Origin of the sequence: Shewanella basaltis, from assembly GCF_023283885.1 — a bacterium.
In the GTDB taxonomy this organism is placed as follows: domain Bacteria; phylum Pseudomonadota; class Gammaproteobacteria; order Enterobacterales; family Shewanellaceae; genus Shewanella; species Shewanella basaltis.
Genome location: NZ_JAKILA010000040.1, coordinates 1 through 14,454, shown reverse-complemented (window position 1 = coordinate 14,454; position 14,454 = coordinate 1). Strand labels below are relative to the sequence as shown.

Genomic DNA, 14,454 nt, shown 5'->3' with positions numbered 1-14,454 from the left:
ACCCATCTAGTATTACGTTTAAATTCTTTAACCACGATTCAAAAAAGTGGTGGGTCGTGAAGGATTCGAACCTTCGACCAATTGGTTAAAAGCCAACTGCTCTACCGACTGAGCTAACGACCCATTCTGGTTTTATAAGCTTCATCACTTACTGGAACAAAAGCCAACTGTCTATGTTTCAAGACCGACTGAGCTAACGACCCATCTGATAAAACGTTTAAATTCTTTAACCACGATTTAAAAAAGTGGTGGGTCGTGAAGGATTCGAACCTTCGACCAATTGGTTAAAAGCCAACTGCTCTACCGACTGAGCTAACGACCCATTCAGGTTTTATAAGCGCTATCGCTTTGTTATGCAGGAACTGCACTAGAGATTAATGCTTTAAAACCCCTCAGAAGGCTGTGCCGTTCTGAGGGCGCCTATAATACCTTTTTCAATTTCTCATGCAAGCGCAAATTTATAATTTCTTGTTGTTTGCATGAAAAACAGACTAAGAGGCTGTTTTTTGTCTTAATTAGCCTTTTAATGCTGCTAATTGCTGTTGAGCTAGACGTGCTGACGCGCTATCTGCGTATTCACTAAGCACTTTATTATATAACGCACGCGCTCCTGCTGAATCATTTTCTTTTTCAGCAATCATGCCCAATTTTACTAAACTATCTCCACGTTTATTGGAGTCAGAAAACTTACTCACAACGGTGCTAAATGCTTGCTTGGCGGCGCTGTAATCGCCCTTATTATAGAGCAATTGGCCTAGCCAGTAGTTAGCATTTGCTGCGTAGCTAGAATCTGGGTATTGCTTAATAAAATCACGAAATGCAGGAATAGCATCATCGTATTTACGATCTTTCAACACAAGGTTTACAGCTGCTTCATAGCTAGCCGTCTCACCTAATGTTGTACTAGCGGCCGCTACGACAGCAGGATCGGTATGTTGCGCTTCTGCAGGCACTGTGGAGGTTGAAGACTTAGCAGTAAGATTAGCAATTTCCTCATACAGTTGTCGCTGACGCTGCAATATTTGATTCATTTGATAATTTTGTTGCTCAGTAATGCCACGTAAATCCAGCACTTCATTTTGTAATGCGTCCATACGGCGCTGCATTTCAAACTCGCCCTGTTGCTTGGCTTTTATTATACGTTCTAGCTTTGCAATTCGATCTTCATATGATCCACCTGACGCATCCGAGACAGGGGCTGGGGCTGCAAATGCTGTTGCCGTAGTGAAGAACATGGCCGCAACTAATATGGCTTGTTTCATTTTTTCACTCCTAAAAAAAGCCAACCGCTAGCGGTTGGCTTTGTATTTTTAACGCTTAGTAAACTAACACACCACGACGGTTTAAACCAAAGCCTGTGTCAGTACGAGAGAAATCTAATGGCTTCTCTTCGCCGTAACTTACGATACTCATTTGGTTAGGTTGTACACCCATGCCTTGTAAGTATTTAGCAATCGCTTTAGCACGACGCTCGCCTAGAGCGATGTTGTACTCTGGCGTACCACGCTCATCGGCATGACCTTCGATCAATACACGAACACTTGGGTTTTCTACTAAATAGTTACCATGTGCTTGAAGGATTTGGGCGTTTTCGCTTTGAACTTCACTGCGGTCAAAATCAAAGTAAATGATGTTTTGACGACGTAGCTCTTGTTCTTTTAAACGCTGCTGTTCAGCTGGGCTTAATACTGCACCAGCACCACCAGTTTCAATACCACCAGCACCATACTCACTACCAGTACCACTCATAGAACCGTTAGCGTCAGTCTCAGAGTCTGAAGTTGAGCTACAGGCACCCAGTGCCATAAGCGGAACTGCAACCAACATAGCTTTAAACAACTTATTCAGATCCATTTTAAATCCTTATCAATATCTATTTAGAGAAACGGAGACCATGCTGGTGATTTCACCTCGCCCTGGCCGACAGGCAATCTTGCTTTAAATCTGCCGTCAACAGAGACAGCAGCTAATACTTGTTTACCTTGATGGGTTGTACCATAGATAACCATAGTGCCGTTTGGAGCAACACTTGGTGATTCATCAAGTTGAGTTGACGAAAGCACCTGCATAAAGCGTGTTGCTAAATCCATTCTAGCAATGTGGAACTTACCATTAGTACGGTTTACAAAAATCATACTACGACCGTCAGGAGTAATTGAACCACCAAGGTTCCACTCTCCTTCAAATGTCATACGAGAGACTTTATTTGTATCTAAATTTACACGATATAACTGTGGTCTACCGCCACGCTCAGAGGTAAACAATATCGATTTACCGTCAGGGAACCATGATGGTTCAGTATCAATCGCGTAATGGTCGGTAATGCGCTGTGACGATTTAGTCGCAATATCAACAACATAAATTTCAGGTTGACCATCTTTTGATAGTGTAATGGCTAACTTTTTGCCATCCGGTGAAAATGACGGCGCGCCGTTAATACCATTAAAACTACTTACCATAGTACGCGTTTGGCTGTAGATGTCTTGTACAAAAATTTCTGCCTTTCTGTTTTCAAAACTCACATAAGCTAAACGACGACCATCTGGTGACCATGTTGGCGACATTAATGGCTCTGGTGAACGTAACAACATTTGTTCGTTATAGCCATCATAGTCAGCAATCATCAAATGGTAAGGTGCTTTTTGGCCTTGTTTTACAACTACATATGCAATGCGAGTTAAGAAAGCACCGCGAATACCTGTCAGTTTTTCGTAAACAATGTCACTAATACGATGGCCGTATTGTCTAAATTGACTGGCATTAATCACTGTTTCACGGCTTTCAAGTAATAACTCGTTGTTGTTAACAGGGCCTTTACTGATTAGGTTCTGTGCCTTGACTAAGTCAATCAGTTCGAAACTAACAAGATATTGGTCAGCGCCATAAGGTTTTACGCTTCCTACAACAACAGCCTCAGCATCTACATTTGTCCAGTTTTGCGCGGCAAAACCACTAACAGATGATATCGTTGTTTGTGGTAAAGCTCGTACGTCAAGAGACTTAAACGCACCACTGCGGGCTAAGTCTGACGTAACCACATCAGATATTGACGCAGGAGCAGGACCCTGCCCTTGCCAAACAAATGGCACAATCGCTATGGGTCTTGCCGCATCCACACCTTCTGTAATAACAATATCTAATGCTGCGCGAGCAGGTGTCGTTAACACAACCAGTGCCAGTGTTAACCATTTAGCCAAATTCTTCATGCGACTCCTTTAATTTAATTCCATCTTAAATACGTTTGATATTAATTAAATTCCGGTGAAACGGTTAAATTAATTTCTTTTAACTGTTGATAAACAGCAGGCTCTGGCGATACAGGTAAGCGTCCGGCTTTGTTTATCGATACTTTTGCTGCGCGGCAAACAACCTGGTCACCTTCAAGTGTTTGTGCTGTTGTCACAAACCCGTCTGCGGCTAAACGAATAAATACTCGACAACTTTTACCACGCATTGACTCATCAACAACTAAGTTACGTTGAATCGTCGCAATAATCATCGCTTTGTATTTATCCACTTCTGATAATACTTGTTTATTACGTGTTTTAGACAAAGAGTCTTGCTCTGCTGCCATTGCCTCTGCCATTTCACGCTCTTGACGTGCTTTTGCATCGGCTTCCGCTTTACGCTTACGTTCTGCTTCTTCACGTTGCTTACGCTCCGCTTCTTCTTTACGCTTGCGTTCTTCCTCAGCACGTTGACGTTCTTCTTGTGCTTTTTTGGCCGTAGCTTCCTCTTGCTTGCGTTTTTCAGCAGCTTGTTTAGCCGCTTCTTCTGCAGCCTTTTGTTCTTTCTCTTTCTGTTTTCTGATCTCTTCTGCTTTTAACGCACGTTCTTTCTCTTGTTGCTGCTTTACCTGAGCGGCTTTGGCGGCATCATTTGCTTTTTGCGTTTCAGCTTCTTTTAACTTGCGTTGGATCTCTAACGCTTTAATCTTTTCCTGTTCCACTTCACGTTCACGCTTTGCTTCTAAAGCTTTACGCTCTAATTCTGCTTGGCGTGCTTTCTCTTGTTGAAGCGCATCTTGTTTTTGTTTTTTTAACTGTTCAACTCTATCACTGACCTTTTGCTGATCAATCACAATAGCTTGAACCGCTGGCGCACTCGCTGCGGTCTGCATTTGCTTAGGTTTGTCGTCAAAACTAATCCCTAATGCAAGAATGACAATCGCCCCGATATGAATACCAGCAGAAATCGAAACGGGTACGGTTAAATCTGAGTTTCCAGCCACCTATTTCTCCTTCGGTGAATCGGTCATAAGTCCTACAGCAGGTACTCCCGCACCTTGAAGACTTATCATTAGTTGGATAACACTTTCATACGGAATAGAACGATCAGCTTTAACCACAACAGGACGTAATGGTTCAAGTTGAATTAATGCCCCCACTTCCGTAGAAACTTGCTCTAAATCCATTGCTGAAGAATTAGAGCTACTGCCCACGTTTAAAAAATATTCCCCAGCAGCATCAATCGAGGCAACAATGGGCGGTTTACTGTCTGGCGGCAAGGTTTCAGCATTGCCCTGTGGCAATTCCACTTTCACACCTTGCGACACAATAGGTGCCGTCACCATAAAAATAATTAATAACACTAACATGACGTCGATATATGGCACCACGTTGATTTCAGCAACCGGACGACGACGTTTACGCTGATACATTAAACGGCTTCCTTCTCGCTATATGCTTGACGTTGCAATATGTTCGAGAATTCTTCCATGAAGTTGGCATATGAACTTTCAAGCTTTTCAACATGTGTCGAAAATCGGTTATAACCAATTACCGCGGGGATCGCGGCAAACAAACCCATAGCTGTTGCAATAAGCGCTTCAGCAATACCAGGAGCAACCATTGCCAATGTGGCATTCTCAACTGCGCCTAATGCGATAAATGAGTTCATGATCCCCCAAACCGTTCCAAACAAACCGATGTAAGGACTCGTTGAACCAATTGTGGCCAATAAAGGCAAGTGATTCTCTAACTTTTCCATCTCACGAGATAAACTGACTCGCATAGCACGTGACGTACCGTCCATCACGGCTTCAGGCGATTTGCTGTTTACTTTACTTAAACGGGTATACTCTTTAAAGCCTGCAACGAACATAGCTTCTAATCCCGAAATAGCGCTACCACGAGCGATAAGTTCTTTATATAGTCGATTTAAATCTACGCCAGACCAAAATGTATCTTCAAAGCGAAGTGCTTTCACTCTGGCAGAACTCAGTAATTTGTTACGTTGAAGAATCACCGCCCAAGAGACAATCGATAATGCCAACAAGGTCAACATGACCAATTTTACTAACACACTAGCTTCTAAAAACAAGCCAATAAACGAAATTTCAGCGTGCACTGTCAAACTCCTGAACAATATTTAGGGGAATAGCGCGGGGACGCATACGTGACAAAGATATACACGCGACAACCACTGTCGCTTCACAATAGCAATCACCTTGATGATCTACTAAGCGCTGGTGAAACACCAATGACGCTTTCTTTAATTCTTTGACCTTGGATTCAACCAATAGGTCCTGTTCAAATTTTGCTGCTTTACGAAAATCTATCTCTGCATGTTTAACGACAAAAGCAATATCATCTGCCAGTAATTGCGCTTGGCGGATCCCCATTGCTTTTAACCATTGTGTCCGTGCCCGCTCAAAAAAATTTAAGTAATTTGAGTGATACACAACGCCGCCGGCATCGGTATCTTCAAAATAAATTGATATAGGCCAAACAAACATATTTAGAGTATCAAAACGTAGCGACAAAAGTTGGCTTACTATACCGAGTAGCAGCACGCTTGTGAATAATATTAGAGGGGAAAAACAGACTTTATTTTGCTCAAAATGCGTTAAAACACGCGAAATACCTCAGGAACTGTAATAGATGAAGCTTTATTAATGTTTTTACCCAAAACATTAACAAATTTTTAAACAAAAAAACCTAATTAAACGACAGCTTATACCGCGTCAAACGACTCAATCATTTGGGACTCATTCATCATAAATAGCACAAGTCAATTTTCCGTCTGATATTCTGTTTCCCTCCGGCATCTATGGCTCTACGTCATAAAATAAACTTTTAGTATTATCAACACAAAGTGTGAAATAGCACACAATAGCAAAAGATCCTTCATAAAACTTATCAATACTTAATTTAACCTTAAAATAACATTCTAACGTGCATGTTATAGGCACATTTCATCGAACAAAAACAGTCAATTAATAACGCTGAATAAAGCTAAAAATATAGCCTGAACATAACTATTTATCGCAAAACGCTGAAGTCATCATCAACAACTAATGCATTTGTTAAATATTATCGTTAAGGCCAATTTGCTAATCCGAGTAATTATGCAACAAAAATGGATAATAACTTAGCAAACCGCTATTACTGGATATAAAGCCTATTTTCACGTTTAAATAACTGACCAAAGCATTAGTTTTACTAATGTGAAATGGCAATTTTTCTAGTTTGTCGTATTAGTGCTTTCATTCTATTATAACCTTGTTTTCAGGACACATCCGATTCAGATGTTGAAAACCTAGAACGTCAAACTGGTGTAGCCCAATACGTCAGTTTACCCTAGTTCTTATGCTTGACTTCCTTCCTTAAATTTGTTGATTGCAAATTATTTAGCCCACTTGGATTAAGTGGGTTTTTTTTGCCTTTTTTTCACCAAACGATAAACAGTAACGACTCATGATGTCACTGACTTTGCTTGACAAGCTTTATTGAGTCGAACCTCATAATACTATTTTGTGTTAATAAGTGATGACTCGGCAAAAGTTTAAAAGGGCTTTTACCAAACCGCTCTTTTAACGAGAGTTATCAGTGAGGTATTCGAGGCAGCCTTTTGAGGGCCTAGTACACTAGGTTACCTCAGCTCTGGATAACAAACGCCTTTCAAGCAGTCCTTTGCCTTCCTCACTGCGTTGAATTAACTTGCAATAGGCTAGCTATTGACGCGTTAATTCGCCTTGTTAGCAAAACAAATCACAAGCTTGACAGTGGATTTTAGTCAATCTATTGATTTATATCGTTATCAATACATCTCTTATCCAGAGTTGAGGTTAGGTTATAACGCACTAGGCTAAGACAGGCTAACAAAAAATACCACGCTGATAAATTCGCCCTACGCAGTTGCCCCCCCATTACGGCTTCAAATGAGTTTGATGTAGATCACTACACTGCAGTCATTTTCATTGTACTGGATCAAGTGATGCGGCCTAAAATAGATCACATTCTAATAGGGATTGGTATTTAATAAGGCGGATGACTGAATGAGTAGATACTCTCTCTCGAAGCCATACAACGCATGTGTCAGCCATTTAAAAACCGCCCTTTTAAAACGGTCCTTTAAAATGCATAACATTAAGCCCAAGCAAGTGTCTTGCTTGGGCTCATACTCATTTACACTGTTTGGCTGACTATAGATGTCGGAGAGATTAAATCTCTTTGGTGATTTTAATCACCACGCGGCGGTTTATTTGCCGCTCCTGTGCAAGATCGTTTGCTGCAACATGACGCTTTTCGCCGTGACCTTGGGTATGAATGCGGTCTTGCGGAATACCGCTGGCAACCAAAATGTCTTTTACCGAATCAGCACGTTTATCTGACACTTTTTGGTTCACTGAGCGACCACCATAGCTGTCTGTGTAAGCATCAATAAGAACCAATTCTACTTCAGGATCAAAAGAAAGATAACGTTGCACTTTCTTTAACTGCATTTTAGAGAAACGGGTGAGCTCAACACCCCCTTCTTGGTAATTTAATACGGTAAAAGCAATATCATCAAAACTGTACGGTAATAAATTGGCTAAGCAGGCGCGAAACTCGCGATATTTCCCATTAAAATTGGCCGAGGACAAACCGACTGCGATTTTTGAATTCTGATTATACCAATCAGCATAATAGAATGTCGGCTCCATACCTTGGCTTAATTCTGCCAACATGGACCAAGCGGTTTTTTTCGGCACTTCTCCATTAAACTGTTTTTGATAGGTTAACTGGGTAATTTCTCGTGAAGTATGGCCCGGACGCCAACTAGGGGCACGGCTAATTAACGTCGCTTTGGTTACCGAATCAGGCTTTAACCACATGTCTAACGTGAAATGTAGGTTTATTTCTTTACCGGCATGGCTGGTAAAAATGGCACGACCGTAATCAGGGATATCGTGTTCAAGTCGGCATTCAATGGGATTATTCTCACCTACTCGCCATAATGAGTTTTCTAAAGACGCAACATAATGTCTCAAATCGGCATGAGCCGCTGAGCAAAGACACAAACTTGTGAGAACCATCAGTTTTCGCCACATAAAAACACCCTTTATATCGGTTACATAGAAGCTATCGGCCTTCTATAGGGTTTCTTTAGTAAACAATCATGTTTAATCGCTGATAAAAACCACAATCAAACATGACACTGCGCGTTAGTTTGCGCATAATACTCGGCTTATATCATTTGCTCTGAAAATGATATCAATTGAGGATGAAGACTGTAATGACTGATATTTGCGACGCTAACAAGTTTAAACACCGCTTCCGTGGTTATTTCCCTGTGGTGATAGACGTTGAAACCGCAGGTTTTAATGCCAAAACCGATGCGTTGCTCGAAATTGCCGTCAGCATGTTAAAAATGAACAGTGATGGTGTCATTGAATTAGACAAAACCTTACATTTTCATATTGAACCTTTTGAAGGTGCAAACCTAGAGCCAGAAGCACTGGCGTTCAATGGTATAGACCCCACAAACCCGCTTCGTGGTGCCGTTGATGAAAAGTCGGCTTTTTTAGAAATTTTTAAAGAAGTTAAAAAAGCACAAAAAGCCGCAGATTGTCACCGATGTATTATTGTGGCTCACAACGCTGCATTTGATTTGGGTTTTGTTAATCAAGCAATTGAACGAAATAACTTAAAACGATCGCCGTTTCATCCATTTGCAAGCTTTGATACTGCAACACTGGCAGGCCTGGCCATTGGTCATACGGTACTAGCGAAAGCCTGTAAAATGGCTGGAATTGATTTTGATAATAAAGAGGCTCATTCCGCGCTATACGACACAGAGCGTACTGCTGAATTATTTTGTTATATCGTAAACCGTTGGAAAGCGCTCGGAGGTTGGCCATTAGCTAATCCTGACTTGGCTGATGACGATACAGAATAATGCGTTAATGTCATTCAACAAAAAAGCTGCCGAAGCAGCTTTTTTGTTGAGCTAAACTCGCAACATTATAGCTTTGCAGAGTTATCTTTTAAGTATGCTGCAACACCTTCAGTGCTCGCAGTCATACCTTTTTCGCCTTTTGACCAGCCCGCTGGACACACTTCACCGTGCTCTTCATGGAACTGAAGTGCATCGATCATACGGATCATTTCATCAACGTTACGGCCTAATGGTAAGTCGTTAACCACTTGATGACGTACTTGGCCTTCTTTGTCTACTAAGAAAGAACCACGGAAAGCAACACCCGCTTCTGGATGCTCAACATCGTATGCTTTACAAATTTCGTGTTTAACGTCAGCAACTAGAGTGTATTTCACTTGGCCAATACCACCCTTTTCAACTGGGGTATTACGCCATGCGTTATGAGTAAACTGTGAATCAATAGAAACACCAATCACTTCCACGCCACGTTTAGTGAACTCTTCCATGCGGTGATCAAAAGCAATAAGCTCTGATGGGCATACAAAAGTAAAATCTAGTGGATAGAAGAAAATAACCGCTGGCTTACCTTTAATTGCGGTAGCTAGGTTAAATGTGTCTACAATCTCACCAGAACCAAGAACGGCTGCTGCTGTAAAATCTGGGGCTGGACGGCCTACTAATACGCTCATTATCAATCTCCATTTAATGGCTTTTTACATGTTACAAGGGTAGCAATATTCTTTCGAGGTTGCCCCTTACTCAAACATTGTGACCATTGATACTGATTCAGTCATATACCATACAGTTAATTTAACAGACTTATAAGCTATTTCAGTTGAAAAAAGTTTACCTGCTGAAAAATAAAACATGCAGACTAACTAATATAATACAGCTGTGTGACAAAAACATGATGTTGCTTGTTATATGCTCTTTTGCATTCTGTGATTCGATCATCCTGAACAGGAGATGACATGTTCTTTTAGAGACGACACAATAATTCGCGGGTCGATTTGTACTAAAATTACCCAGTTATTCATTTAAACACGGCTTGCTCCATTAAAAAATTCATCTAGGCTGGACAAACACCTTAACTGCAGTCAAAAATAGCCTTCTCATTTACTTTAAAGAATATCGATTATGAATGCGGTTGTTATCGCTGTCTGTTTAATGCTTTTTTTAAGCTTTATTCGAATTAATGTTGTGGTTGCTTTAACCATTAGTGCTGTTGTGGCTGGATTAGTGGGTGGCTTAACTATCGATCAAACGATAGCCGCATTTAATGATGGTTTAGGTGGAGGTGCTCAAATTGCCTTAAGTTATGCACTGCTTGGGGCGTTTGCGGCAGCATTATCTCATTCAGGTCTAACAACATTAATCTCTCATGCCATCATTAATAAATTAGGGCAAGAGCCAAACAGCAGTAACACTCAAATGGTTCGTTGGCTATTGTTGCTTACCATTCTTGCAATGGCTATTTCATCGCAGAACATTTTACCAATCCATATCGCGTTTATTCCTATTCTCATACCACCGCTGCTGCATGTTATGTCGAAACTCAACATTGACCGTCGACTGATTGCATGTATTTTAACATTTGGTTTAGTCACTACGTATATGATTTTACCCATAGGTTTTGGTGGCATATTTTTAAACGATATTTTATTAGCCAATTTAAATACCAATGGTTTAAATGCACTGTCGTCACAAATACCACAGGCAATGTTATTACCGGCCCTGGGGATGGTATGTGGTTTATTCATCGCCATATTTATCAGTTACCGTCAGCCGCGCCAGTATATGATTGAGCAGCCTGTCTCCAATAGCACACAAACGCCGACCATAAACCGTAAAAGTATTGTGATTTCAATCTCGGCCATTGTCATCACACTGATTGTGCAACTGCAAACCGATTCGATGATTTTTGGTGCATTAAGTGGTTTCATCATTTTTCGCTTCTCTGGGATCATTAAACAAGACATTAGCAAGGACTTGTTTAATCAGGGGGTACACATGATGGCTAACATTGGTTTTATTATGATTGCGGCAGCCGGTTTTGCGGCTGTGGTTAAATCGACCGGTGAAGTGGGCACCTTAGTCACATCATTGGGTGACATTATTGGCGACAACAAAGCGTTAGCTGCACTATTAATGCTCATTGTGGGTTTACTTATCACCATGGGCATTGGTTCATCGTTTTCGACCATCCCCATTATTGCCACAATTTATGTGCCATTAGCCCTAAGTTTTGGTTTTTCTGTTGCAGCAACGATTGCGTTAGTAGGCACAGCTGCGGCGCTTGGTGATGCAGGTTCTCCAGCATCAGACTCAACATTAGGTCCTACTGCGGGTCTTAATGCCGACGGTCAACACGATCACATTCGAGACAGTGTGATACCTACATTTGTGCATTACAACATCCCATTGTTAATCTTTGGCTGGATTGCAGCTATGGTGTTATAGAACACAATCGCTTTATCAATGAGTATAAAATAGACATAAAAATGGGAGCCCAATAGGCTCCCATTTTTTACAATATCATTAATGACTAACGATAAGCGTTTTATTTTGTTCCAAAAATTTTGTCACCGGCATCACCTAAGCCAGGCAAAATATAGCCTTGTTCATTCAAACAATCGTCAATAACAGCAGTATAGAGTTCAATATCGGGATGCGCCTCTGCTAATGCTTTAATGCCTTCGGGTGCTGCCACCAATACCAAGGCTTTGATTGAGGTACAACCACGCTTTTTAAGTAAATCGATGGTCGCAATCATTGACCCGCCAGTGGCAAGCATTGGATCAACCACTAACGCGATACGCTCTTCTACATTACTGACGATTTTTTCAAAGTAAGGCACAGGTTGTAAGGTTTCTTCGTCACGGTATATACCAACTACAGAAATACGCGCACTTGGGATATGCTCAAGCACACCATCCATCATACCTAAACCCGCACGCAAAATAGGCACGACGGTGACTTTTTTGCCTTTTAGTTGTTCAATACTTACAGGACCATTCCAACCTTCAATCGTCACTGTTTCAGTTTCAAAATCAGCGGTTGCTTCATAGGTTAATAAACTGCCGACTTCTGTGGCCAGTTCACGAAATCGTTTGGTACTGATATCCGCTTCACGCATCAAACCGACTTTATGACGAACCAGTGGATGCTTAACTTCAACGACTTTCATTTCTTTCTCCTAGATTTCCGACTTTTCAGGCAAATTTGACAAATGTTAGTCGATTTATCCCATCTATAAAACATAAAGTTTCAAAATTGCTGCAAATCGTGAGCTAAACCAATAAAAAATAGGCAATTCATCGTTTTCTTTTAAGGATAAAGTTAAAACATGGCTTTCGACTAATGAGACAAACTGGTAGAATACTGCCCCATAAAATTCCATAAAACGATGTACCCTAGAGGATCCTCCGTGAGCACTCCTACCCCCCTAAGTTACAAAGATGCCGGCGTTGATATCGATGCAGGTAATGCGTTAGTTAGCAATATTAAATCTGCGGTAAAACGTACCCGTCGCCCTGAAGTAATGGGCAATTTAGGCGGTTTTGGCGCACTATGCGAATTACCGACTAAATATAAACATCCAGTATTGGTTTCAGGTACTGACGGTGTTGGTACTAAGTTACGCTTAGCCATTGACTACAAAAAGCATGACACCGTGGGTGTTGATTTAGTTGCTATGTGTGTCAATGACCTGATTGTATCAGGTGCTGAGCCACTGTTTTTCCTCGATTATTATGCAACAGGCAAGCTTGACGTTGAAACGGCCACATCAGTGGTAAACGGCATTGCTGAAGGCTGTTTTCAATCTGGTTGTGCATTAATTGGCGGTGAAACCGCTGAAATGCCAGGCATGTACGAAGGCGAAGATTACGATCTTGCCGGTTTCTGTGTTGGTGTGGTTGAAAAAGCTGACATCATCGATGGTAGCAAAGTCAAAGCTGGTGATGCGCTCATCGCATTAGGTTCTAGTGGTCCTCACTCGAATGGCTATTCGTTGATCCGTAAAGTATTAGAAGTCAGCCAAGCTGATACCCAGCAAGATCTTGCTGGTAAGCCTTTGATTGACCATTTACTCGAACCAACAAAAATTTATGTTAAACCATTACTTAAGCTTATTGAGCAGTCAGATATTCATGCTATGGCTCATATTACCGGTGGTGGATTTTGGGAAAACATTCCTAGAGTTCTCCCTGAAGACTGTAAAGCAGTGGTCAAAGGTGACTCATGGCAATGGCCAGCGGTATTTGATTGGTTAATGCAAAACGGCAATATTGCAGAGCATGAAATGTACCTCACCTTTAACTGTGGTGTCGGTATGATTATCGCTTTACCGGCAGATCAGGTTGATGCGGCACTCGCGCTACTGAAAGCTGAAGGTGAAAACGCTTGGTTAATTGGTGAAATTGCAACACGTCAAGGTGACGAAGAGCAAGTGGAGATCATCTAATGAGCTCAAGCTGTCGTGTTGTGGTGCTGATTTCTGGCAATGGCAGTAATCTCCAGGCCATCATTGATGGTTGCGATGATAATTTACATGCCGACGTTGTTGGAGTAATTAGCAACAAACCTGATGCTTATGGATTAATCCGTGCTCACCATAGCGAAATTGACACAAGCTGCGTGATTGCTTACAAGAACGAGCCCCGTAATGAATACGATGCTCGTTTATTGGCTGCAGTAAATAAATATCAGCCAGATTTAATTGTATTAGCAGGTTTTATGCGCATCCTAACCGATGAGTTTGTCAGTCATTTCTTAGGGAAGATGATCAATATTCATCCTTCATTACTCCCTAAGTACCCTGGATTAAACACTCATCAACGTGCAATAGATGCCGGTGACAACGAGCATGGTGCAAGCGTACATTTTGTTATACCAGAGCTAGATTCTGGTCCAGTCATATTACAGGCTAAAGTACCTGTATATGCAGACGAAGATGCAAATGTATTAGCTGAACGCGTACACGAACAAGAGCATGCTATTTACCCATTAGTAGTAAAATGGTTTAGCCTAGGTCGATTAAAAATGCTTGATGGTAAAGCGTATTTAGATGGTCACCTAATCGGTCCCTCTGGTTACGCACCAGACTAAATATGATTTTTGTCTTGCCCAATAAAAAACCTCGCAGCCGCGAGGTTTTTTATTGGCAAATACGCAATAATACCATTGCGCATTAATAAGTAATACCATTCCGCATTAATAAGTGACCACTCAGAATGCGTCCAGCGGTTTTTGATTAAGGCGTCGCTATGTAGTAATGGTTGTTCCCTTTCAAATAGCGAGAACGCAGAG

The 14,454-nt window shown here is 41.4% G+C and carries 15 protein-coding genes and 2 tRNA genes; 4 read left to right on the top strand and 13 right to left on the bottom strand.

Translation table 11 applies throughout. From position 1 onward, the window contains the following. Positions 1-47: 47 nt before the first annotated feature. The 10 genes from L2703_RS18730 to L2703_RS18685 form a co-directional block, all read right to left on the bottom strand. Positions 48-123, bottom strand: a tRNA-Lys gene (locus L2703_RS18730). A gap of 123 nt (positions 124-246) precedes the next feature. After that, a tRNA-Lys gene (locus L2703_RS18725) sits at positions 247-322 on the bottom strand. 193 nt (positions 323-515) lie between these two features. Next, positions 516-1,262, bottom strand: coding sequence for a tol-pal system protein YbgF (gene ybgF, locus L2703_RS18720; protein WP_248972540.1), 747 nt, complete (start codon positions 1,260-1,262; stop codon positions 516-518). A 55-nt stretch (positions 1,263-1,317) separates the two neighbouring features. Continuing rightward, on the bottom strand, positions 1,318-1,854 hold the full coding sequence (gene pal / locus L2703_RS18715; RefSeq protein ID WP_248972539.1) for a peptidoglycan-associated lipoprotein Pal: 537 nt from the start codon (positions 1,852-1,854) through the stop codon (positions 1,318-1,320). Between the two features lie 23 nt (positions 1,855-1,877). Beyond that, on the bottom strand, positions 1,878-3,206 hold the full coding sequence (gene tolB / locus L2703_RS18710) for a Tol-Pal system beta propeller repeat protein TolB (RefSeq protein ID WP_248972538.1): 1,329 nt from the start codon (positions 3,204-3,206) through the stop codon (positions 1,878-1,880). A gap of 41 nt (positions 3,207-3,247) precedes the next feature. Continuing rightward, on the bottom strand, positions 3,248-4,231 hold the full coding sequence (gene tolA / locus L2703_RS18705; RefSeq protein WP_248972537.1) for a cell envelope integrity protein TolA: 984 nt from the start codon (positions 4,229-4,231) through the stop codon (positions 3,248-3,250). Continuing rightward, on the bottom strand, positions 4,232-4,660 hold the full coding sequence (tolR, locus tag L2703_RS18700; RefSeq protein ID WP_248972536.1) for a protein TolR: 429 nt from the start codon (positions 4,658-4,660) through the stop codon (positions 4,232-4,234). After that, complete coding sequence (gene tolQ, locus L2703_RS18695; RefSeq protein ID WP_248972535.1) at positions 4,660-5,349, bottom strand: protein TolQ; 690 nt, start codon at positions 5,347-5,349, stop codon at positions 4,660-4,662. Before tolQ ends, tolR begins: the two co-directional genes overlap by 1 nt. Continuing rightward, the gene (gene ybgC, locus L2703_RS18690; RefSeq protein WP_248972534.1) at positions 5,339-5,737 is read right to left on the bottom strand and encodes a tol-pal system-associated acyl-CoA thioesterase; all 399 of its coding nucleotides are present in this window, start codon (positions 5,735-5,737) and stop codon (positions 5,339-5,341) included. The genes tolQ and ybgC overlap by 11 nt, the downstream gene beginning before the upstream one ends. Before the next feature lie 1,707 nt (positions 5,738-7,444). Continuing rightward, positions 7,445-8,314 carry a flagellar protein MotY gene (locus tag L2703_RS18685; RefSeq protein ID WP_248972533.1) on the bottom strand — a complete coding sequence of 290 codons (870 nt, stop codon included), beginning with the start codon at positions 8,312-8,314 and terminating at the stop codon, positions 7,445-7,447. A 185-nt stretch (positions 8,315-8,499) separates the two neighbouring features. Here L2703_RS18685 and rnt point away from each other — a divergent pair, with 185 nt between their 5' ends. Further along, complete coding sequence (rnt, locus tag L2703_RS18680; RefSeq protein ID WP_248972532.1) at positions 8,500-9,162, top strand: ribonuclease T; 663 nt, start codon at positions 8,500-8,502, stop codon at positions 9,160-9,162. A 65-nt stretch (positions 9,163-9,227) separates the two neighbouring features. Here the strand turns inward: rnt and L2703_RS18675 are convergent, their stop codons facing one another. Next, complete coding sequence (locus L2703_RS18675; protein ID WP_188739843.1) at positions 9,228-9,833, bottom strand: peroxiredoxin; 606 nt, start codon at positions 9,831-9,833, stop codon at positions 9,228-9,230. A gap of 448 nt (positions 9,834-10,281) precedes the next feature. Here L2703_RS18675 and L2703_RS18670 point away from each other — a divergent pair, with 448 nt between their 5' ends. Then, complete coding sequence (locus L2703_RS18670) at positions 10,282-11,604, top strand: Na+/H+ antiporter family protein (RefSeq protein WP_248972531.1); 1,323 nt, start codon at positions 10,282-10,284, stop codon at positions 11,602-11,604. Positions 11,605-11,704: 100 nt separating this feature from the next. Here L2703_RS18670 and upp read toward each other — a convergent pair whose 3' ends face one another. Then, the gene (gene upp / locus L2703_RS18665) at positions 11,705-12,331 is read right to left on the bottom strand and encodes a uracil phosphoribosyltransferase (protein WP_248972530.1); all 627 of its coding nucleotides are present in this window, start codon (positions 12,329-12,331) and stop codon (positions 11,705-11,707) included. Positions 12,332-12,571: 240 nt separating this feature from the next. Between upp and purM the strand changes: the two genes are divergently transcribed. Both purM and purN read left to right on the top strand, forming a co-directional pair. Continuing rightward, a complete protein-coding gene (gene purM, locus L2703_RS18660) occupies positions 12,572-13,609 on the top strand; it encodes a phosphoribosylformylglycinamidine cyclo-ligase (protein WP_248972529.1) in 1,038 nt (345 codons plus the stop codon). Then, a complete protein-coding gene (purN, locus tag L2703_RS18655) occupies positions 13,609-14,253 on the top strand; it encodes a phosphoribosylglycinamide formyltransferase (RefSeq protein ID WP_248972528.1) in 645 nt (214 codons plus the stop codon). Before purM ends, purN begins: the two co-directional genes overlap by 1 nt. Here the strand turns inward: purN and L2703_RS18650 are convergent. After that, positions 14,250-14,454 (bottom strand): hypothetical protein (locus L2703_RS18650; RefSeq protein WP_248972527.1); only part of this gene is annotated, 205 nt, incomplete at its 5' end. The two genes, purN and L2703_RS18650, sit on opposite strands and share 4 nt — an antisense overlap.

Bases quoted from the DNA above. Each gene is read 5' to 3' on its own strand.
- pal (WP_248972539.1), bottom strand. From the start codon at position 1,854: ATGGATCTGAATAAGTTGTTTAAAGCTATGTTGGTTGCAGTTCCGCTT.
- ybgC (WP_248972534.1), bottom strand. From the start codon at position 5,737: ATGTTTGTTTGGCCTATATCAATTTATTTTGAAGATACCGATGCCGGC.
- tolB (WP_248972538.1), bottom strand. From the start codon at position 3,206: ATGAAGAATTTGGCTAAATGGTTAACACTGGCACTGGTTGTGTTAACG.
- upp (WP_248972530.1), bottom strand. From the start codon at position 12,331: ATGAAAGTCGTTGAAGTTAAGCATCCACTGGTTCGTCATAAAGTCGGT.
- purN (WP_248972528.1), top strand. From the start codon at position 13,609: ATGAGCTCAAGCTGTCGTGTTGTGGTGCTGATTTCTGGCAATGGCAGT.
- L2703_RS18670 (WP_248972531.1), top strand. From the start codon at position 10,282: ATGAATGCGGTTGTTATCGCTGTCTGTTTAATGCTTTTTTTAAGCTTT.
- ybgF (WP_248972540.1), bottom strand. From the start codon at position 1,262: ATGAAACAAGCCATATTAGTTGCGGCCATGTTCTTCACTACGGCAACA.
- L2703_RS18685 (WP_248972533.1), bottom strand. From the start codon at position 8,314: ATGTGGCGAAAACTGATGGTTCTCACAAGTTTGTGTCTTTGCTCAGCG.
- L2703_RS18675 (WP_188739843.1), bottom strand. From the start codon at position 9,833: ATGAGCGTATTAGTAGGCCGTCCAGCCCCAGATTTTACAGCAGCAGCC.
- rnt (WP_248972532.1), top strand. From the start codon at position 8,500: ATGACTGATATTTGCGACGCTAACAAGTTTAAACACCGCTTCCGTGGT.
- tolR (WP_248972536.1), bottom strand. From the start codon at position 4,660: ATGTATCAGCGTAAACGTCGTCGTCCGGTTGCTGAAATCAACGTGGTG.